Genomic DNA, 21,902 nt, shown 5'->3' with positions numbered 1-21,902 from the left:
AAACAATAACTCATGCAAGAAACCAAGAAAATAGCCATTGTAGGTTCGGGATTAGTTGGATCTTTATTAGGAATTTACCTTCGAAAAGCAGGTCATACAGTGCACATTTTTGATAGAAGTCCAGATATAAGATCAATTAATTTCTCTGGAAGGTCTATCAATTTGGCAATGTCAAACAGAGGCTGGAAAGCATTGGACGAAGCAGGAATTGGAGCAGATATTAGAAAAATTGCTATTCCACTTGCCAAGCGGGCTATACATATTGGAACTCAAACAAGCAATCAATTTTATGGCAAAGATGGCGAGTGCATTTATTCTATTTCGAGAGGGGTTTTAAATAAAAAAATGATTGATTTAGCTGAAAATGCTGGAGTTACTTTTTTCTTTGAACATAAAGTTTGGGATATAACTTTGTCTGAGGCTACCTTGCATGTAGGCGAATCAGAACATGAAGCTTGGACAGATTTAAAATATGATATGGTATTTGGAGCAGATGGCGCTTTTTCCAGAATCAGGCATCGCATGCAACGACAAAATAGGTTCAATTACTCGCAAGAATTTTTAGATATTGGTTACAAAGAATTAAATATTCCTGCCAATAGCGATGGTAGCTATAAATTAGACCAACATGCACTTCATATTTGGCCCAGAGGACAATACATGCTTATTGCATTGCCTAATTTAGATGGAAGTTTTACATGTACGCTTTTTATGCCTTTTGAAGGCCAAAACTCTTTGGAATCCTTGCAAAGCAAGCAAGAAGTAGAAGATTTTTTTAAAGAAAATTTACCAGATACCGTTGATATTATTCCAAATTTAGTAGAAGATTTTTTTAAAAATCCTACCAGTACACTCGTAACGATGAAATGTTATCCATGGACATTTGAAAACAAAGTGGCACTTATTGGCGATGCAGCACATGCCATTGTACCTTTTTATGGTCAGGGAATGAATGCAGGTTTTGAAGATATTACGGTTTTATATGACATGATTCAACAACACCCAAACGATTGGTCGGCTATATTTATGGAATATCAAAAATCACGTAAACCAAATGCAGATGCCATTGCGGAATTGTCTTTTAGAAATTTTGTAGAAATGAGCACCAAAACTGCCGATACCACTTTTATATTGCAAAAAAAAATAGAAAAACATTTTTCTGAAAAACATCCAGATAAATGGGTACCACTTTATAGCAGAGTTACTTTTAGCCACAGACCCTATAGTGAAGCATTGGCACAAGGCGAGGCTCAAGACAGAATCATGCAAAAAATATTAGCAATAGATGGCATAAACGAACTTTGGAACAGTACTTTTGTTGAAAACGAAATCCTCAAATTACTAGAATGCAATGGCTAAACCCTAAATAAAACAGCAAATTAACATCAACATTTCTTGGGCGTTACCACAAAGGTCGGGCTGTCCGTTGCAAACAACGTTCATTGAATTGCAAAAGAAATATAATTCTGTGAAATAATTTTTATTGATTACCACATTCAGAAACTATATTTGTGCAATACAACATCCCTATTGGGGGCTGGGGGGGCTAAAGGATTTCCACTACTATCCCTAACGCAAAATACGGTAAATAATAGCATTTAGTTAATACAAGTAACTATAAATTTTACACTTAAATATATTTGACTTATAAAAAACTACTTTTTTTTATTTTTATAAAAAAAATAATATTTATTTTTACCCAAAACAATTCTTATACCAAATATATTTATAAAATAGTCCAAAGATGCGAAGTTATTTTTAAAAAAAAAATTTCAAAAAAAATCGTTGCATAGCTGGGCTACGGAACTATTTTTTTTGACTCATTTTAGCAAAAAAGAACAAGTAGATTGGGCTATTTTATATGTAAATTTGGTATTATATAGAAATTTGTCTTTATCAATAAACAAAAGGCAACTACATCGTTTGACATCATGTAATTTGTCAAAACTTTCAACTTTGTTTTAAAAAAAATACTATATTTGACAAATAGTTTATTAAACATTATTAAAAATGAAAATAATAAAAAAAATATTGGCTGGCTTGGGTATTTTTACCATCATTATATTATTGAGCTTGGCAGCTCTGGCCTTATATAGTAGCCCTGATTACAAAGGCAATGTGGAATTGGCACATTTGACTCAAAAAACAGATGTTTATTTTGACGAATTTGGTGTGCCACATATTTATGCCCAAAACCAGAAAGATGCCTTTTTAGCATTAGGATACGTACATGCACAAGACAGATTGTGGCAAATGGAACTTTTAAGACGAATTGCACCTGGCAGACTCTCAGAAATATTTGGATCTAAAGCCCTTAAAACCGATCGTTTTTTTGCTGGTATAGGCATAGACGAGGCCTCTGCAAAAGCCATTGCAAAATTAAATCCAAATTCAGAAAGTGTTATTTTGGCAAAATCTTATTTAGATGGCATCAATCAATACCTCGAAAATGGTAAAACTCCCATAGAATTTAAACTACTGGGAATCAAAAAACAACAATTTGAATTGAAAGATATCTATAATATTTTTGGATTCATGTCATTTAGCTTTGCCATGGCTCAAAAAACAGATCCATTATTAACCGATATTCGGAACCAATTAGGTGTCAATTACTTAAAAGATTTAGGCCTAGACGGCGCCTTTCATGAGGTGCAATTGAAAAATTTTGAAGGCCAAACTAAAGCATATTCTGAAATTTCAAAATCATTAAGTATATTATTAGACGCTTCTCCTGTTCCAGCCTTTATTGGTAGTAATAGCTGGGTTATTGCCCCAGAAAAAACACAAAATAACCAGGTTATATTTGCAAACGATCCACACATTAGTTTCTCACAACCCGCAACGTGGTATGAGGCCCATTTGGTAACACCAAACTACGAAATGTATGGCTACCATTTGGCAGGAACACCGTTTCCGCTTTTGGGGCACAACAGGCAATATGCTTATGGACTGACCATGTTTGAAAATGACGATATTGATTTGTATCAAGAAACAGAAAATCCAAAAAACGCAGCAACATATCAAACTCCTTCTGGGTTTGAAAATTGGACGATTACCAAAAAAATTATTAAAGTAAAAGACAGTTCAGATGTGGTTCTAACGGTTAAATCGTCTAGGCATGGACCAATAATGAACGGCCTTTTAGACGGGTTATCATCATCAAAACCCATTGCCATGTCTTGGATATATACCCAACAACCCATTCATATTTTAGAAGCAACGTACCAACTAGGACATGCAAAAAATGTACTCGATTTTAGAAAACATGTTGCCTTAATTGCGGCACCTGGTTTGAATGTAATGTATGGCGATGCTGCGGGAAACATTTCATGGACAACTTCGGGCAAGTTGTACCAGCATCAAAAAGGAGTTGATACTCATTTTATTTTAGATGGAGCCTCGGGCAAAGACGACATTTCAACCTACCTCGATTTTTCTAAAAACCCAAAAGCATTGAACCCAAGTTGGCATTATGTATATTCTGCAAACAACCAACCCGAGTCCATAGACGGGCAGCTGTATCCTGGCTATTATTTGCCAAAAGACCGTGCCAGCCGCATTACTAGCTTGTTAAACAATCAAACAAAATGGAACAAAAAACAGGTAAGCCAAATGATTTTGGACAATACATCGGCCACAGCATCGGGCAATATCAAATTGTTATTATCTAAAATCCCAACACAATCACAATCAGAAATGGTACAAAAAGCAATGGACATATTGCAAAAGTGGGATGGCAACCACGACAAAGAAAGCATTGCCCCTACCCTATATAACAAGTGGGTGTACCAATACATGAAAAACACTTTTGAAGATGAATTAGGACCTGAAAAATTCAATCTTTTTATGGGAACTCACATCATGAAACAAGTGATTGCTACAATTCCAAAAAATCCGAAATCGCCTTGGTGGGACAATACAAAAACCAAAAACAAAACCGAAACGGCTTCGGAGATTATAAACAAATCGTTTATTGAAAGCATCCAATTGTTAGAAAAACAATTAGGAACCAATATGGAAAATTGGAAGTGGAAAAACGTACATACACTAGAGCATCAACATGCTATGGGGAAAGTGGCCGTTTTGAAAAACATTTTTAATGTTGGTAAATTTGCCATGAGCGGTGGCAATGAAGTTATTAATAATCAAATATTTTCTTATACAGAAAATGGCGAATACAATATTACGGCCGGACCATCAACAAGAAGAGTGATCGACTTTTCGGACATTGAAAATTCTTGGAGCATTTTACCAACAGGCCAATCTGGAAATCCAATGAGCGAACATTATAACGACCAAGCAAAAATGTATGCCGAGGGGCATTTTAGAAAAATGAAACTCAACAAAACAGAAATTATCAATAGTTCGAGTTTATTGGTTTGTAAACCAAAACAAAAATAACTTCCCTATAAATTGTGTGCTTAAAAAAACAGTCTGAAAAATAATATTTTTTTAGACTGTTTTTTTTTGTAATAATTATATTAAAATATATAAAAAAGTTTATTAAATTACATAGGCACTTCAATTAATAAAAATGCTGAAGATTCGAGGGCTTTGACATTAAAAGAAGCTACATCCCATATTCCTAAAGCATCACGCTGGTGCAGTACATGGGAATTAACTTGAATTTGACCAGAAATTACCATAACATACACCCCATTTTCTGGTAATTTTAAATGATATTCTGAAGAAAAACCTGCTTCAAATTCCGACAAATGAAACCAAGCATCTTGATGTATCCACACCCCTTCATCTGAAGGATTGGGCGACAAAATTTGATAAAAATTATTGTGTTTTTTTGAAACATCAAGCGTAATTTGTTGGTAACGAGGAGTTACATTTTGAAATTTTGGAAAAATCCAAATTTGAAAAAGTTTTGTATGTCGATCAGCATTTGGGTTGAACTCACTATGTTGTATGCCGGTTCCTGCACTCATTACTTGCACATCGCCTTGGCAAATGGTGGATGCATTGCCCATGCTGTCTTTGTGTGCCAAATCACCTTCAAGCGGAATAGTGATGATTTCCATATTGTCGTGTGGATGTGTACCAAAACCCATGCCTGCTGCCACGGTATCGTCATTCAAAACCCGTAACATTCCAAAATGAATACGCTCTGGATTATACCAATTGGCAAAACTAAAACTATGATAAGCATTGAGCCAGCCATGATCAGCATGCCCCCTTGAATCGGATTTGTGCAAAACTATTTTTTCCATTTTTAATTTTATTTTTTGAAACAAAAATATTGTTTTTATTTTTCATTGGAAAACTTTTTTAAATATTAAAATTATTTATTTTGAATTGATTATCAATATTTTGACTAAATTATATTATAAACAACATTTTGCGATAGCGATAGCTGTGAAAATCCTTTTGAAGCCCCCCAGCCCCCAAAAGGGGTGTTGTATTGCACGAATATAGGTTCTGAATGTAGTAATCAGAAATGATTATTTCACAATATTATATTTCTTTTGGTGTTCAATGAAAGTTGTTTGTAACAGATAGCCCGACCCTTGGAGAACGCCCAAAAAAGGCTCTTTCTAATTGTTATTTTTATTTAAAATGCATTTATTTTTTTAAGAATTTTAATTCAATATAAAAAAAATTGATTTTAAATTAAAAAAAATTTGCATATTAAAATCAACTTCACTATTTTTGCCATATTAATAAAGAAAGAAAAATGAGATTATCAATGCAAAATATCTGTATCAAGTTGTGGTTAAATACCGCAGGGTGCTATGTATTGTAATTTCAAAATGAAATAAATAATAAAAAGACCTCTGCCACAATACAGAGGTCTTTTTTTTTACCAAATAAACAGTCGAGATGAAATATATTAAACAACTTATGAAACAAACTGTGATGTGCAATTGTACACTACAAAGGCTATATGATCAAAAGTAAAAGATTTTAAACTTAGTTAAATTAAATCTGTAAGTCCTTTTGGTAGCCATCCAAAAGGACTTTTTTTATAAAAAATAAATAATTCAAAACCTCAAATAACATGAAAACAACCCGAAAAATCAGCAATGCTTGGCATCATATAAAAGCCAAATCATTTTTAAAAAAGACAAAAAAAAGAAATACGTCTAGAAACAATCAAATTTTAGCTACCATGAATAACGAAGAGAGCGAATTTTTGTTTGTATAAACAATTATAAATCAAAACCTTTAAAACAACAAAACACATGAGTTCACAACAATTTTCTACAAATGCTTTACACGCAGGACACGATGTAACCAAACATGCAGGCACCAGAGCAGTACCCATTTATCAAACAACGTCTTATGTATTTCATGACGCACAACATGCTTCAAATTTATTTAATTTGTCCGAATCGGGCTACATTTATACCCGACTGAACAATCCGACAAACGATGTGTTGGAGCAACGCTTGGCAGCACTTGAGGGAGGAATTGGGGCAGTAGTTACGGCATCTGGAACGGCAGCCATTGCTACAGCATTGTTGGTTTTGCTCAAAGCAGGCGACCATATTGTAGCGTCCAATAGTTTGTATGGAGGCACATACAATTTGTTGCAGGTTACCTTGCCTCGTTTGGGTATAACAACCACATTTGTAGATCCGACAGATCCTGAAAATTTTTCAAAAGCAGCACAGCAAAACACCAAAGTTATTTTTGCAGAATCGCTTGGCAATCCAAAATTAGACGTCATCGATTTGAAAGCAGTTGCAGCACAAGCACAAAAACTCAAAGTACCTTTTATGGTAGATAACACGGTACCTTCGCCCTATTTGGTGAATCCCATAGCACACGGAGCTAATATTGTAATTCATTCTCTTACAAAGTATATTTCGGGTAACGGAACTTCGCTTGGTGGTGTTATCATAGATGCAGGAACATTTGATTGGAGTAATGGCCTTTTTCCAGAGTTTACTACACCCTCTGCTGGATACCACGGACTTGTATATCATGAAGCCCTTGGCAATGCAGCTTTTATTGCCAAAGTTAGAATAGAAGGATTGAGGGATTTTGGAAGTGCCTTGAGTCCATTTAATGCATTCCAAATATTGCAAGGCCTCGAAACCTTGCCCCTTCGCATCAAAAAACATTCAGAAAATGCTTTGGAATTGGCCACGTGGCTTGCCACACAAGAGGCTGTTGCATGGGTAAATTATCCTGGATTGGCAACGAGCCCTTATTATGAATTGGCACAAAATTATTTACCAAAAGGACAAAGTGGTATTGTTACATTTGGACTAAAAGGTGGTTTTGAAGCAGCCAAAAAGGTGGCCGATAACACAAAAATTTTCTCGCTTTTGGCAAATATTGGCGACACCAAATCATTAATCATCCATCCTGCAAGCACAACACACCAACAATTGACAGCGGACCAACAAATTTCTACAGGAGTAACACAAGATTTGATTAGACTTTCTGTTGGGTTAGAGGATATTGAAGATTTAAAAGCCGATTTGAAAGCTACATTTTAAAAAATAGAGTTGAAAAAAGTCTTGAAAATATCAATTTTTAAGACTTTTTTTTGAATTTTCAATAAAAAAAAAGGATTCCATTGCGAAATACGATTTTTATTGATTTTTAAAAAATAAATATTGTGAATATTAAAAAAAGCCGTAAATTTGTGCCGTTAAGCATTCGTGCTTATCGATGAAATGTTATAAAGAAAGGCAGAGGGATTAGACCCAATGAAGCCTTAGCAACCCTACGAATTATCGAAGAAGGTGCTGCATTCTACCACACAGTTTGTGGAAAGATAACACAAGAATTTTCTAGTCATCTAGCTTTCTTTTTAATATTTCCAGATACAAATCATAATCCATCTTTTTAAAGATTTGACATTGGAAAAACAAATTCAAAATAGTATCATTCAAAATTTCAAAACCGAAAGCGGTGCTTTATATGCCTCTATTCCAATAAGTTACCAGCTTTTTGGACAACCGTTGCATACTGCTCCTATTGTTTTGGTTAATCATGCCCTAACGGGAAATGCTCAAGTAATTGGTCCAAATGGTTGGTGGAACGACCTCATTGGCCCTGAAAAAACCATAAACACTGAAAAATATACCATTTTGGCGTTTAATATTCCTGGCAATGGATATGACGGTTTTTTGATTGAAAACTATACCGATTTCAAAGCCCGAGACATAGCCAAACTATTTTTAGAGGCACTTAAAACATTACATATCCATACATTACACACCATTATTGGTGGCTCTGTTGGAGGTGGGATAGCATGGGAAATGGCAGCTTTGTCGCCAAAATTGACCAAAAATTTAATTCCAATTGCAACAGACTGGAAATCAACAGATTGGCTTATAGCAAATTGTTATTTACAAGAGCAAATCTTACAAAATTCATCAAACCCAATTGTCGATGCCCGCATTCATGCCATGATGTGCTACCGAACCCCCGAATCCTTTGACGCTAAATTCCATAGAACATCAAATGAACATTCGGGATTGTTTAATGTGGAAAGTTGGCTCGAACACCATGGCGAAAAATTGAAAAATCGGTTTCAATTATCGGCCTATAAATTGATGAATCAGTTGCTCAAAACGATTGACATTACTAGAAATAATACCGATTTTTTGACCCTTATTCCAAAAATTAAGGCAAACATTCATATTATTGGTATCAACTCTGATTTGTTTTTTATTATTGATGAAAACAAAGCTACTTATAACGCTATAAAGCCTTTAAAATCAAATATTTATCTAAAAGAAATTCAATCAATCCACGGACATGATGCTTTTTTGATAGAATTTGAACAACTCAACACATTATTAAAAGATGTTTTTTAACATCAAATTACGAATTACAAAAAACAATTTTTGAAAAAAACATGAAAGTATTAAAATTTGGTGGGAAATCGTTAGCCAACGGAGAAGGACTTCAAAAAGTAGTAGCTATAATTGCAGATAAAATCTCACAAAATGAAGCTATTACGGTAGTAGTTTCAGCAAGAGGCAATGCTACAAACGAACTGGAACATCTATTGCAAATAGCGGCTCAAAATGGCAATTACAAAACCCTATTTGAGGATTTTAAAAATTACCAAATAGCTGGTTATCAAAACATTATAAGTGAAAACAATCCATATAAAATAGCCATACAAGAAGAATTTGATATTTTAGAAAAATTATTTGAAGGGGTTAGCCTAATTGGCGATTTTAGCCCCAAAATTAAAGATCAAATTCTTTCAAAAGGAGAATTGCTTGCAGCAAAATTGCTCACTGCCATTTTATTACATCAAGGTATAAATGCCCAATTGGCAGATGCGAGAGACTTGATTAAAACAGATTCCAATTTTGGCGATGCCCAGCCATTAGAAAACTTGTCCAAAAAAAATGTCATTCAATTTTTCAAAGACAATGCCGAAAAAATCAATATCGTAACCGGATTTATTGGATCAAATTCTAATAATGATGCTACCACATTAGGTCGAAACGGCAGTAATTATACAGCCTCGTTGATAGCTAATTTTCTGGATGCAAGTGAGTTACAAAACTACACTCACGTAGATGGCATTTATACCGCCAATCCAGAATTGGTTTTAGATGCAAAAAAAATAGACCATTTATCTTTTAACGAAGCCAATGAATTGGCCAATTTTGGAGCTACAATTTTGCATGCCAAAACCATCATTCCATTATTAGAAAAAAACATACCCTTGCGGATTTTGAACACATTCAATTACGAAAATAAGGGGACATTAATTACATCGAAAACGGAAAAAGAAGGTATCAAAACACTTTCGGTTATAGAAAACGTTTCATTGGTAAATTTAGAAGGAAGAGGATTGCTTGGCAAAGCAGGTGTAGATGCACGAATATTTAGAGTAATGGCCGAAAATCAAATTAGCGTAAGTATTATCTCTCAAGGATCATCCGAGCGAGGTATAGGATTGGTTGTAGCATCAGACAAAGCATCGACGGCCATGATTGCACTTGAAAAAGAGTTTGAAAATGATTTTTATTCAAAAGATGTTAATAAGATTTCCGTTACAGATAATGTATCCATTATATCAATAATCGGACAAGATTTAAGTTCATTTCATAAACCTTATACCGCTTTAATTAAAAACAAAATTATCCCTATTTTGTTTAACAACACCGTAACAGGAAAAAACGTAAGTTTAGTTGTAGATAAAAACCAATTGAATAAAGCATTGAATGTGATTCATGGTGAAATTTTTGGTGTTTCAAAAAAGATTAACATTGCTATTTTTGGGCATGGATTGGTTGGTGGTACATTGATAAACCAAATTTTAGAATCGTCAGAAAACATCGAAAAAAGGAAAGGTATCAAATTGAATGTTTTTGCGATTGCCAATTCTAAAAAAGTATTGCTAAATGCCGATGGTGTAGATCAAAACTGGAAATCCAATGTAGAAACCCATGGTCGATCCTATCAAATTCAGGATGTAATTGATTATGCCAAAGCACACCATTTAGAAAATTTAATTGCAATAGACAATACCGCAAGTGCCTCATTTGTAGAAAATTACATAACATTGGCAGAAAATAGTTTTGATTTGATTTCTTCCAATAAAGTAGCCAATACTTTGAGTTATGATTTTTATGTAAAATTGAGACAAGTTTTAGACGAAAATCAAAAAAATTATTTGTATGAAACCAATGTTGGTGCAGGATTACCCTTGATAGACACCATCAAATTACTACACCTTTCGGGCGAAAACATTACAAAAATAAAAGGTGTTTTTTCGGGAACATTGAGTTATTTGTTCAATCATTTTTCTGAAAAAGAAGTGCCATTTAGTACCATTTTGCAAGAAGCCATTGACAATGGATATACAGAGCCCGACCCAAGAGAAGATTTGTGTGGCAATGATGTTGGTCGAAAATTATTAATTTTGGCACGTGAGTTGGATTTGCAAAATGAATTTGAGGAAATAGCCATTCAGAATTTAATACCAGACCATTTACGAGCAGGAAGTGCCGCTGATTTTTTAACTAAATTAAATGAATTTGATGCTATTTATGCCCAAATAAAAGAAGCCCAGCAGCCCCATCATGTATTAAGATACATTGGCGAATTGTCTGGCGATTTGCAAAACGACAAAGGTAATTTAGAAGTAAAATTAGTTTCTGTACCAAAAGATACTGCATTAGGAGGATTAAAAGGTTCGGATTCGTTTTTTGAAATATATACCGAATCTTATGGCGACAGACCCATTGTAATTCAGGGAGCAGGAGCAGGATCGGCAGTAACGGCAAGAGGGGTTTTTGGTGATATTTTGAGATTGTCGGATAAAGGATAAGACCCCTAACCCCCGAAGGGGAAATGAGCAACAAGTAGAAAGGCTTACCTTTAAAAAAAACAATCCTTTTTCGCTCCCTCCTCATTGGAGGGTGCTGGGGAGGGGTTTCTAAAACACATGAAAACAACTATTGACAGCACCATAAAACAATACATCAACCAAAGTGTTTTGTGTTGGTTAGCCACTTTGGACGAGGACCATTTTCCGAATGTGTCGCCCAAAGAAATGTTTACTTGTATAGATGATAAAACATTGTTGATAGCCAATATTGCTTCGCCAAACTCGGTTCGAAACATCAGAGTCCACAACAAAGTATGTGTAAGTTTTATAGATGTTTTTGTTCAAAAAGGGTATAAAGTAAAAGGAATTGCCAGAATAATTGAAAAAAATGATATTGATTTTGAAACAAAAGCAGGAATCATAAAATCACTTTTTACTGACAAATTTCCCATTCATGAATTAATAGAAATTGAGGTGCAAAAAATAGCCTTGATTCAAGCACCAAGTTATGTGTTGTTTCCTGAAATAACAGCGGAAGAACAAATAGAAAGTGCAAAGCAAACGTATCATAAACAACTATAAAAGAGACTAACCCTCCAGTCTCACATCCTCCCCTTTTGGGAGGGTTAGGGAGGGGCTGATATGAAAGTAACATTAGAAAGAGTAAACGAAAATTTTCATTTTCAATTGAAAAATGACAGAGGTCATGTAGTAGATGTAGATGCACGACCTAGTTTTGGTGGTAATGATATGGGAGCAAGTCCCATGGAACTGGTATTGATGGCTGTGGCTGGATGTAGCGGAATAGATATGATTTCGATATTAAAAAAGCAGCGACAAGACATCACTTCTTTTAAAGCCGATGTAGAAGGAACAAGAGAGGCAGTTGAAGAGGCCAACCCCTTTAAAACCATCAAAGTTCAATTTTTTTTGGAAGGAAGAGTAGATCCAGACAAAGCTTGGCGGGCTGCACAATTGTCGTTTGACAAATATTGTTCTGTTTCAAAAACAGTAGAACCAACTGCAACGGTGGTATATGAAGTGTTTGTAAATGGTACTCCAATTGGAGTTTAAAAATTGTAATATGATTTTTTTAAATTTTATAAAAATATCTGTCTTATTTTTATTTTTTTCAACATTTAGTATGAATGCTCAGACAGTGTTGTTGTATAATAAAAGTGGTATCGAAAAAGTGAAAGCAAATGATTTTGAAGGAGCAATTGCAGATTTTGATCAAGCCTTGAAAATAGAGCCTAAAAACGATGCCATTTATGTAAATAGAGGTATGGCAAAAAGCAAATTGAAAGATTATAAAGGAGCTGAAGCAGATTATACCAAAGCATTAAAGCTAAAAGAAGATGCTAATACCTATTATGCTCGGGCTGCCATTAGAAGTGAGTTGTCTGACCATATGGGAGTTTTGGAAGATTTAGAAAAATCAGGAGAGGATAAGGCAAAACAGCCTGGTTTTTATATGATGCGAGCCATTAGCAAGGCCATGTTGCAGGATGAGAAAGGAGCGATTGAGGACTTGTCAAAGGCCATAGATTTAAAGCCCGAATCTTCAAAAGCATATTATATGCGAGCGATGGTATTTGTATCGTTGAAATTTAATAAAGAAGGTTGCAAAGATTTGGAAAAAGCCAGATTGTTAGGACATCCAAAAGCAGTCGATATGATAGCACAATATTGTCAATAAAGGTTAAATGCTATTTTTAACGGTGTTGATGCGTTAGGGATAGCAGTGGAAATCCTTTTTTTGAGGCTTTTTCTGCCTCAAAAAAAGATTGAAACGGATAGCCCGACCCTTGGGGAACGCCCAAAAAAGGCTAATTCTATTGGTGAATTGTATTTAGAATTTAGCCTCAATAAACTACAAAAAACAACTAAACCCCTGATACCTCTTTCAGGAATTTCCTTTTTTTGAGGAAAAGAGGCGATATTATGAATTATGAAAATTTAGGTTTTGAAACCCAAGCCATCCGCAACCAATCCGAGCGAACACAAAATTTAGAGCATTCGGTGCCTATGTATGTTACATCGAGTTTTATATTTGAAGATGCCGAAGACATGAGGGCTTCGTTTACGGAAGAAAAACAACGCAATATTTATAGTAGATTTAGCAATCCCAATACCACCGAATTTGTAGAAAAAATATGTGCTATGGAAGGTGCCGAAGCGGGCTATGCTTTTGCTACGGGTATGGCAGCAATTTATTCTACATTTGCGGCCTTGCTCAATGCTGGCGACCACATTGTTTCGGCAGGAAGTGTATTTGGATCGACCCACGCATTGTTTACAACTTATTTTCCAAAATGGACTATCCAAACCAGTTATTTTGATATCAACAAACCCGAAACCATAGAAAGTTTGATTCAGCCCAATACTAAAATTTTATATGCAGAATCACCTACAAATCCAGCCATAGACATTATCGATTTAGAATTATTAGGAAATATTGCCAAAAAACACGACCTTATTTTGATTATAGACAACTGTTTTGCCACACCCTACATTCAAAATCCTATACAATTTGGGGCTCATTTAGTCATACATTCTGCAACCAAATTGATTGATGGACAAGGACGTGTGATGGGAGGCATCACGGTTGGTAAAGCCGATTTGATAAGACAAATTTATTTGTTTTCACGCAATACGGGGCCTTCGCTTTCGCCGTTTAACGCTTGGGTTTTGTCAAAAAGTTTGGAAACATTGGCTGTTCGTGTAGAAAAACATTGCGAAAATGCAATGAAAGTAGCCAGCTTTTTAGAACAACATCCGCAAGTAAATCGTGTAAAATATCCGTTTTTGCCATCACATCCACAATATGAAATTGCACAAAAACAAATGCGATTAGGAGGCAATATTGTGGCTTTTGAAATCAAAGGCGGACTAGAAGCAGGGCGGGCTTTTTTGGATAAAATAAAATTATGTTCATTGTCTGCCAATTTGGGCGATACCCGAACCATTGTTACCCATCCAGCCTCCACAACCCATAGCAAATTAACTGTAGAGGAGCGACTGGCCGTTAGCATTACCGATGGTTTGGTAAGAGTATCGGTAGGATTAGAAACCGTAGCCGATGTAATTGCCGATTTGGAGCAGGCTTTGGATGAACGTGTCTAATACATGTAATACCAATAGACTTGTAATCCTATCTGATATAAATGGCGACGAAAACAACAATTGGCTACAAGCCTATATTGACAAATTAGAACCTTTTTTTGAAATAATTTATTATAATTGTCAATTTTTAGGAAGTAAAAATACTGTTTTAATAAATGAACACAAAGATTTTATTGATTATGGTATAGACCATGCAGTGAATACATTATTGACGTTAGAAACAGAAAAAATTATGATATTAGGCTTTAGTATTGGCGGTACGATTGGCTGGAAATCGGTATTAAAAGGATTGAAAGTTGAAAATTTAATTGCAATTTCTGCCACACGTTTGCGATATGAAAAAACCAAACCAAACTGTAAAATAGATTTGTATTTTGGAGAAAATGACGCTTATAAACCAATTTCAGCATGGTATATCAAAATGAATCTTACAACGAATATCATTAAACCCAAATTAAGCATTAGAAATCTATTACAATCTAAAAATACTTCAAAATTAAGCACTTACTCCTTTTTAAAATGTTAAAATATTAATATATTCTAAAAATTTAAAAAGTCCGTGAGCACTTAATTTTCTTGTATTTTTAGATTTCATAACGAAGTCTAATGCGTAATTTGGGTTAAAAACAGTTCGCATGAATGTTATAAATCTGAAGAGGTCATGCAGATGATAACCGAAGAATTAATAAAAAAAGTTGTGTATTAAAGTAAAAATTTGTATTTTTAATATCAATAGCAAACGATTTAAAAAAAATACCTAATATGCTTTCAAAAAAAACAAAATACGGAATAAAAGCTTTAACTTTCTTGGCTCGACAGGAAAATCAAATGCCAGTACAAATTGCTGAAATTGCAAAAAGCGAAAATATTTCGATTAAATTTCTTGAAAGCATATTATTATTATTAAGACATTCAGGTTTTTTGGGTGCCAAAAAAGGCAAAGGTGGTGGCTATTATTTGATAAAAGACCCCAAAGACATCAATATGGCATCGGTATATCGAATTTTAGAAGGCCCAATTGCTTTACTTCCTTGCTCTAGTCATAATTTTTATGAACCATGTATAGATTGTACAAATGAAACAACCTGTGCTGTAAGAAAATTGATGATTGAAATAAGAGACAATACTTTGATGATACTCGAAAATAATAGTTTAGCAGATATTGCCTTTTGATAATTTGTCAAAAAAAAAGAGGGTACTTGTTTGTAATTTATACCAAATATATTTATAAAATAGTCCAAAGCTGCGTAGTTATTTTTTAGAAAAAATTTTCAAAAAAAATCGTTGCATAGCTAGGTTACGGAACTATTTTTTTTTGACTCATTTTAGCAAAAAAGAACAAGTAGATTGGACTATTTTATAGCTATATTTGGTATTACTTCAAGCTTTTGGATATTTTGGTCATTACTTCTTTAGCTACTGCTTTATAGGCATTGGATTCCGTAGCAAAATTTTGTTCGATTATGGCTTGTAATTCTGGGTATATCCAAGGGTGTTGTTTTCCAAATTCAAATAATGCTAGAATGGAATATGCTTTTGTTGCTACTTTAACATCAGAAATCAACCAATCAAAACACGATTCAATAATAATATTTTGATGTTTTTTATTTATTTTTAAATTATAAGCCAACGTCATACAAATCTTAGCAGCTGGTCTTAAAGCTTTATCAACTGAAATGTTTTTTAAATTATTACAAAAAATATCCAAATATGGTATTATCAGCTCGATGTTTTGCATCAAAACCAACTCTAAAACCCAATAGCCTTTAAAATGATTTTTATTTGAAAAATCAGTAGCAAATTCAAAAGTAGCCTTCAAAAGTTTCAAATCGAGCAAAACTAATGCTGCAATTTCGTCTCTGCTGGCTCGGTGTGCCGTAATTTGATGCAACTTTTGGGTAAAATCTACATTATTTTTTAAAACCATATACAAATATCCAAGTTAAAGTAAATGTAGGAATAACATCAATACCAGGTACGATTTCTTCAATGAATTCAATAAAACCAGCTACTTTTCCTGTAGTACCATAATACATTTTTGTCAAGATAATTCCAGATAATGGGGCCCAAATTACATCTGTAAATTCGCCCAAACCAGGTAATATATAGGATAACATTCCGACAATATCAAAAATAATTCCCAAAATTAATTTCATATATTTATGATCATCTTGACTTTCAGTTACTGGTAATTGCAATTGATTTTTCATTGTGATAAAATTAAAAAGGTTAAAATAAACTATTATGGGCAAGCAATTTACAAAATTGATGCCAAAAACAATAAGCACAAGAAAATAATTTTAAATATGGTATTTTTTTTTGTTTCTTTGTGAAAAATAACATCATGATTCAGGCAAAAAACATCGTAAAAAATTACGACCAACTGCAAGTACTAAAAGGAGTTGATATACATATACAAAAGGGCGAAATTGTTTCAATTGTTGGGGCATCTGGGGCTGGTAAAACCACATTGCTACAAATTTTAGGCAGCTTAGACAAGCCAAATATAAATGAAAACACCCAATTAATAATCAATAATGAAAATATATTGACATTAAATGACAAAAAACTGTCTCAATTTAGGAATAACAATTTAGGTTTTATTTTTCAATTTCATCAATTATTACCAGAATTTACGGCATTAGAAAACGTTTGTATTCCAGGTTTTATAGCACAAAAAAACAAAAAAGAAACAGAAGAAGCTGCCAAAAAATTATTGGATTATTTAGGCCTTTCACATCGAATACACCACAAACCAAGTGAACTTTCAGGAGGCGAACAACAACGAGTTGCAGTGGCAAGGGCGCTCATCAACAAGCCCGCAATTATTTTTGCAGACGAGCCTTCAGGGAATTTAGATACCGTTTCGGCCGAGAATTTGCACCAACTTTTTTTTAAATTAAGAGAAGAGTTCGGACAAACATTTGTAATTGTTACTCACAATGAAGAATTGGCAAATAAGGCCGATAGGAAGCTCACTATGGTGGACGGCAATATCATATAAATAATGGCACATCAAAAACTACATTTAGTCGAATTAAAAGAATTTTTGGACGAAAAAGTACATTTATACAATCGGCCTCAATTTATTGAATCCGATCCTATTGCTATTCCGCATCAATTTTCTGTAAAAGAAGATATAGAAATAGCCGCTTTTTTGAGTGCTACTATAGCATGGGGAAATAGAAAAATGATCATCAAAAATGCCCAAAAAATGATGGATTTGTTAGACCAATCGCCTTTTGATTTTGTAAAAAATCACCATGAAACAGATTTAAAAAAATTAGAACAATTTGTACACAGAACTTTTAATGGACATGATTTTATAGTATTTATCAAAGGGTTGCAACATCTTTACAATCAGCACAATGGACTTGAATCTGTATTTTATGACACCCAAAAAACATACAATATACAAGAAAAAATAACCTTACTAAAAAAATTATTCTTTGAAATTCCACATACTTCCAGAACCCAAAAACATATCTCAGACCCTTCAAAACAATCTGCTGCAAAACGCCTCAATATGTTTTTAAGATGGATGGTTCGTCAAGACAATTGCGGCGTTGATTTTGGAATTTGGAAAAGCATATCCCCTTCCCTACTTTCTTGTCCGCTCGATGTACATTCTGGAAACGTGGCCCGCAAACTCGGTTTATTAACCAGACCCCAAAATGATGCCAAAGCATTAGCAGAACTCGACAAAAACCTTAAAATTTTAGACCCAAACGACCCCGTTAAATACGATTTTGCTTTGTTTGGCTTGGGTGTATTTGAAAATTTTTAATTTTATTAAATTTATTTTTATAGTTTTTTGTACATAAAATAATATTTATTAAGTTTACCAAAACTTTCAAATAGCTATGTGTAAAAAAATATTAGGACTTATTGTGCTTATACAACTTTGCGGATGTTCATCTATCAAGCAGCACAATGCCCAATTAATCAAGCCTTTATCAATTGAAAAAATAAAAGAAGATATTGACTTTACCTATACAAAAATGCAAAGAATGCACCCAAAATTGTATTGGTATATTTCAAAAAAAGATTTAGATTATAAATTTGACAGTCTGAAAACGTCCATCAAAAAACCCCTAACTCCTTACGAACTATATACCCAATTGAGCCCGTTAGTAGCTGCTATTAAACAAGGACATTCTGGATTAAGCATTCCCAGAAAACAATATACTAAAAAAGAAATAGCTGCTTTAAACAAAAAAGGAAAAGGGCCTTTCTCTCAACTGGAAATGGAATATCTTGATCAAAAGCTATATATTGTAAAAAACAATTCCCTATCAAAAAATATACCCGAAAAATCAGAAATTTTAAGTATTAACAAACATAAAATAGACAGTTTAGCTGCTGTTTTTGAAAAACGGTTTGCCTCAGATGGCTTTAATAAAACCTTTAAATATCGAAAATTAGGCAAATCAATTGGCGATTTATACACCTCTGAATTTGGATTACAAGACAGCTTACTTTTAGAATTAAAGTCCCAAGACAGTATCAAATGGTGTGTTGTCAAACGATTAAAACCAGACACAAGCAATACAACAAAAAAGAAAACCGAAAAACAACCAAAAACAACTACAGTAGCAAAAAAAGCAAAAAAATTGTGGGGCTATGACTCAAACACCAAAAATTTTTCTAGAAATTTGCATTTTTTAGAAAAAGACAGTAGCATTGCCGTACTCAAAATCAACCGATTCAGGTATGGAAATTACAAAAAATGTTATCAATATTGTTTTGATCAAATACAACAATTAAAATCCAAAACTTTAATATTAGATTTAAGGGACAATCCAGGCGGTAGTTTAGCCGAAATTGTAGAATTGTACTCCTATTTGGCAGACTCAAGCTTTGTTTTTCTACAAAAATCAGACATCACTTCTCGATTCAGTCTGTATAAATACGGTGTTTTTTCGGGCAAAAAATGGTACCAAAAAACACTTAAAATCATTTCAACCCCATTCACATTCGGCTATTTTTGGGCATCAACCCACAAAAATGCAAACGGACAATATTATTACAACATGTTTCAAAACCAGTACAAACCAAAAAGCAAAGCATTTAAAGGTTACCTTTACGTGCTTGTCAATGGAGGAAGTTTTTCTGCTTCATGCTTGATTTCCAACGAATTAAAAGAATCCAAAAGAGCCACAATTGTGGGCAACGAAACAGGAGGAGCAGCCAATGGCACTGTGGCTGGCATCATGCCCGAAATCATGTTACCACATTCAAAATTAAAAATGCACCTTGGTTTAATTGCCTGTATAGCAGCACATCAAACCCCAATAGAGGGCAGAGGAGTCATGCCACACCAAGTTATAATTCCAACCATCGAAGACCGTTACTCCAAAAAAGACCCCGAAATGGAATGGGTTTTAAATAATTTAAAAAAACCAAACTAAATAATTAACAAACCAAACTTTAAAAAAATGCTTAAAAAAATTTTATTAACCATCTGTTTATCTGCAAGTATAATAGCACTTGCACAGGAAACATTTACCAGAAAAGACACCTTATTTGGAGGTTTAAGGCCCGAAAGAACCAGCTTCGATGTCATGCGATACGACCTTACGGTGAAAGTACTGCCAAAAGAAAAAAAAATGTATGGATTAAATGAAATTACTTTCAAAGTAGTAGAAAATACCAATATTATTCAGATAGATTTATTTGAAAACATGAAAATAGACAGCATCAAATTCAAAGGGTTCAAACTCGAATACAAACGTGAATTTAATGCTGTATTTATCGATTTTGCCGAAACATTAAGCATGGGCAATACCGAAAAAATAGCTTTTTATTACTCAGGAAACCCAATAATTGCCAAAAGAGCCCCATGGGACGGTGGGTTTGTATTTACAAAAGACAAAAATGGTAAAGATTTTATTGGAGTAGCCGTACAAGGAACAGGAGCAAGCTTATGGTATCCTTGCAAAGACTCGCAAACAGACGAACCCAATTTAGGAGCTACCATCAAACTCATCATCCCAGACGGGCTAGTAGGCGTGTCGAACGGCCGTTTTAAAGGAAGCGAAAAACTCAAAAACGGTTTTACACGATGGAACTGGGAAGTAAAAAACCCCATAAACAACTACGATATTACATTATATATAGGCGATTACATCCATTTTAGCGACAAACATGGCGGCCTCGATTTAGATTATTATGTACTCCGAGAAAACGAAGCCAAAGCCCGAATACAATTTCAAGAAGTAAAACCCATGATGGACTGCTTTCAAGCCAAATTTGGCCCCTACCCTTTCAAAGAAGATGGCTATAAGTTAGTAGAAACCAACTATTTAGGCATGGAACATCAAAGTGCCGTGGCCTACGGAAACCAATACAAAAAAGGCTATCTTGGCACCGATTTATCCAGCACCAATTTTGGTTTACTTTTCGATTTTATCATCATACACGAAAGCGGACACGAATGGTTTGGCAACAGCATCACCAGCAAAGACGTCGCCGATATGTGGATACACGAAGGCTTTACGTGCTATACCGAAGCCGTATATTTAGAATGTAAATATGGAGCTACAAAAGCAAAATATTACATCAATGGTTTAGCACAAAACATACAAGCAGACAAACCCATTATTGGCCAATATGGAGTAGCCAACGAAGGCTCGAGCGATATGTATTACAAAGGTGCACTCATGCTCCACACCATCCGAAATGTCATCAACAACGACGAACGCTGGTGGAAAATGCTCTACGACTATGCCCAACATTTCAAACACCAAATAATTGATACCGAAGCTGTTATCGCTTTTTTCAATCAAGAAAGCAAACTCGACCTAACCCCCATTTTCAATCAATACCTCCATTACACCAACTTGCCCAAACTAGAATTCAAAAAAGTACAATCCCATTTAGAATACCGTTGGGTTACCGATGTCGATTTTTTTGACATGCCCATCGATATCATGATTCGAGGCAACAAAATAAGGCTTTGCCCTACAAAAGAATGGCAACTTTTTGAACACAAAATCAATGCCTTACAAGAAATCGAAGTCCTCAAACAAGATTTTTTCATAGACATCAATTAAATCAAAACACATAAAAATCAAGGACGTTTCATCAATATCTTTGTCAAAATTATACCAAATATATTTATAAAATACTCCAAAAATGCGTAGTTATTTTTTAGAAAAAAATTTTCAAAAAAAATCGTTGCATAGCCAGACAACGTAACTGATTTTTTGAATAATTACAACAAAAAAGAACCATCCACACAAGGGCATGCCGCCAAAAAAAAGAAAGCCCCCACGCCCCAAACCCTTCAGGCGGGGCTTCCTTTTTTTGCCGTCGGGCTATCACGAGCACATGGTGCCTTGCTCTATCCCTCATGCGGGCAACCTCCAATAGTCAGTCTCCACTCACCAAAGATTTTTCAAAATTCTTATTTTTCGTTTTCCTACTTCTAACTTCTTGCTTCTAATTTCTAACCTCTTGCTTCTAATTTCTAACTTCTAACCTCAAACCTCGTACCTCAAACCTCGTA

19 protein-coding genes and 1 riboswitch are annotated in these 21,902 nt (G+C 34.3%); of the genes, 16 read left to right on the top strand and 3 right to left on the bottom strand.

Annotated features, from left to right (window positions below; all coding sequences use genetic code 11):
• Positions 1-12 precede the first annotated feature (12 nt).
• The gene (locus FBFL15_RS04945; RefSeq protein ID WP_014083552.1) at positions 13-1,359 is read left to right on the top strand and encodes an FAD-dependent oxidoreductase; all 1,347 of its coding nucleotides are present in this window, start codon (positions 13-15) and stop codon (positions 1,357-1,359) included.
• Between the two features lie 651 nt (positions 1,360-2,010).
• Positions 2,011-4,401 carry a penicillin acylase family protein gene (locus FBFL15_RS04935; protein ID WP_014083551.1) on the top strand — a complete coding sequence of 797 codons (2,391 nt, stop codon included), beginning with the start codon at positions 2,011-2,013 and terminating at the stop codon, positions 4,399-4,401.
• A 107-nt stretch (positions 4,402-4,508) separates the two neighbouring features.
• On the opposite strand, the gene FBFL15_RS04930 is transcribed toward FBFL15_RS04935, so the two are convergent.
• Positions 4,509-5,219 carry a pirin family protein gene (locus tag FBFL15_RS04930; RefSeq protein ID WP_014083550.1) on the bottom strand — a complete coding sequence of 237 codons (711 nt, stop codon included), beginning with the start codon at positions 5,217-5,219 and terminating at the stop codon, positions 4,509-4,511.
• A 788-nt stretch (positions 5,220-6,007) separates the two neighbouring features.
• Between FBFL15_RS04930 and FBFL15_RS16470 the strand changes: the two genes are divergently transcribed.
• The 10 genes from FBFL15_RS16470 (at position 6,008) to FBFL15_RS04880 (ending at position 15,565) form a co-directional block, all read left to right on the top strand.
• The gene (locus tag FBFL15_RS16470) at positions 6,008-6,154 is read left to right on the top strand and encodes a hypothetical protein (RefSeq protein ID WP_158309086.1); all 147 of its coding nucleotides are present in this window, start codon (positions 6,008-6,010) and stop codon (positions 6,152-6,154) included.
• A 37-nt stretch (positions 6,155-6,191) separates the two neighbouring features.
• A complete protein-coding gene (locus FBFL15_RS04925; protein WP_014083549.1) occupies positions 6,192-7,457 on the top strand; it encodes an O-acetylhomoserine aminocarboxypropyltransferase/cysteine synthase family protein in 1,266 nt (421 codons plus the stop codon).
• Between the two features lie 180 nt (positions 7,458-7,637).
• Positions 7,638-7,745, top strand: a riboswitch (SAM riboswitch).
• A gap of 78 nt (positions 7,746-7,823) precedes the next feature.
• Positions 7,824-8,786: an alpha/beta fold hydrolase gene (locus FBFL15_RS04920; RefSeq protein WP_014083548.1), complete on the top strand. Its 963-nt coding sequence runs from the start codon at positions 7,824-7,826 to the stop codon at positions 8,784-8,786.
• A 41-nt stretch (positions 8,787-8,827) separates the two neighbouring features.
• On the top strand, positions 8,828-11,266 hold the full coding sequence (gene thrA, locus FBFL15_RS04915) for a bifunctional aspartate kinase/homoserine dehydrogenase I (protein ID WP_014083547.1): 2,439 nt from the start codon (positions 8,828-8,830) through the stop codon (positions 11,264-11,266).
• A gap of 117 nt (positions 11,267-11,383) precedes the next feature.
• Positions 11,384-11,848: a pyridoxamine 5'-phosphate oxidase family protein gene (locus tag FBFL15_RS04910; protein ID WP_014083546.1), complete on the top strand. Its 465-nt coding sequence runs from the start codon at positions 11,384-11,386 to the stop codon at positions 11,846-11,848.
• Between the two features lie 60 nt (positions 11,849-11,908).
• A complete protein-coding gene (locus FBFL15_RS04905; protein WP_014083545.1) occupies positions 11,909-12,340 on the top strand; it encodes an OsmC family protein in 432 nt (143 codons plus the stop codon).
• Between the two features lie 70 nt (positions 12,341-12,410).
• Positions 12,411-12,965 carry a tetratricopeptide repeat protein gene (locus tag FBFL15_RS04900; RefSeq protein ID WP_158309085.1) on the top strand — a complete coding sequence of 185 codons (555 nt, stop codon included), beginning with the start codon at positions 12,411-12,413 and terminating at the stop codon, positions 12,963-12,965.
• A gap of 245 nt (positions 12,966-13,210) precedes the next feature.
• Complete coding sequence (locus tag FBFL15_RS04890) at positions 13,211-14,392, top strand: trans-sulfuration enzyme family protein (protein WP_014083543.1); 1,182 nt, start codon at positions 13,211-13,213, stop codon at positions 14,390-14,392.
• The gene (locus FBFL15_RS04885; protein WP_148267894.1) at positions 14,385-14,918 is read left to right on the top strand and encodes an alpha/beta hydrolase; all 534 of its coding nucleotides are present in this window, start codon (positions 14,385-14,387) and stop codon (positions 14,916-14,918) included. Before FBFL15_RS04890 ends, FBFL15_RS04885 begins: the two co-directional genes overlap by 8 nt.
• A 236-nt stretch (positions 14,919-15,154) precedes the next feature.
• Entirely contained in the window at positions 15,155-15,565 is a 411-nt protein-coding gene (locus tag FBFL15_RS04880) for an RrF2 family transcriptional regulator (RefSeq protein ID WP_014083541.1), read from the top strand.
• Positions 15,566-15,767: 202 nt separating this feature from the next.
• Here the strand turns inward: FBFL15_RS04880 and FBFL15_RS04875 are convergent, their stop codons facing one another.
• Together FBFL15_RS04875 and FBFL15_RS04870 are read right to left on the bottom strand one after the other, a co-directional pair.
• Positions 15,768-16,319 (bottom strand): hypothetical protein, encoded by a 552-nt coding sequence (locus FBFL15_RS04875; RefSeq protein ID WP_014083540.1) that lies wholly within the window; start codon positions 16,317-16,319, stop codon positions 15,768-15,770.
• A complete protein-coding gene (locus FBFL15_RS04870) occupies positions 16,303-16,602 on the bottom strand; it encodes a hypothetical protein (RefSeq protein WP_014083539.1) in 300 nt (99 codons plus the stop codon). The genes FBFL15_RS04875 and FBFL15_RS04870 overlap by 17 nt, the downstream gene beginning before the upstream one ends.
• A 134-nt stretch (positions 16,603-16,736) precedes the next feature.
• Between FBFL15_RS04870 and FBFL15_RS04865 the strand changes: the two genes are divergently transcribed.
• From FBFL15_RS04865 to FBFL15_RS04850, 4 genes are all read left to right on the top strand, one after another.
• Entirely contained in the window at positions 16,737-17,396 is a 660-nt protein-coding gene (locus tag FBFL15_RS04865; RefSeq protein WP_014083538.1) for an ABC transporter ATP-binding protein, read from the top strand.
• A 3-nt stretch (positions 17,397-17,399) separates the two neighbouring features.
• On the top strand, positions 17,400-18,179 hold the full coding sequence (locus FBFL15_RS04860) for a TIGR02757 family protein (RefSeq protein ID WP_014083537.1): 780 nt from the start codon (positions 17,400-17,402) through the stop codon (positions 18,177-18,179).
• Positions 18,180-18,255: 76 nt separating this feature from the next.
• Positions 18,256-19,803, top strand: a complete 1,548-nt coding sequence (locus FBFL15_RS04855; protein ID WP_014083536.1) for a S41 family peptidase — start codon at positions 18,256-18,258, stop codon at positions 19,801-19,803.
• A 27-nt stretch (positions 19,804-19,830) separates the two neighbouring features.
• Positions 19,831-21,447, top strand: coding sequence for a M1 family metallopeptidase (locus FBFL15_RS04850; RefSeq protein WP_014083535.1), 1,617 nt, complete (start codon positions 19,831-19,833; stop codon positions 21,445-21,447).
• Positions 21,448-21,902 lie beyond the last annotated feature (455 nt).

The sequence above is a fragment of the Flavobacterium branchiophilum FL-15 genome (genome assembly GCF_000253275.1).
Lineage (GTDB): Bacteria > Bacteroidota > Bacteroidia > Flavobacteriales > Flavobacteriaceae > Flavobacterium > Flavobacterium branchiophilum.
This window is presented reverse-complemented; position numbering and strand designations above follow the sequence as displayed.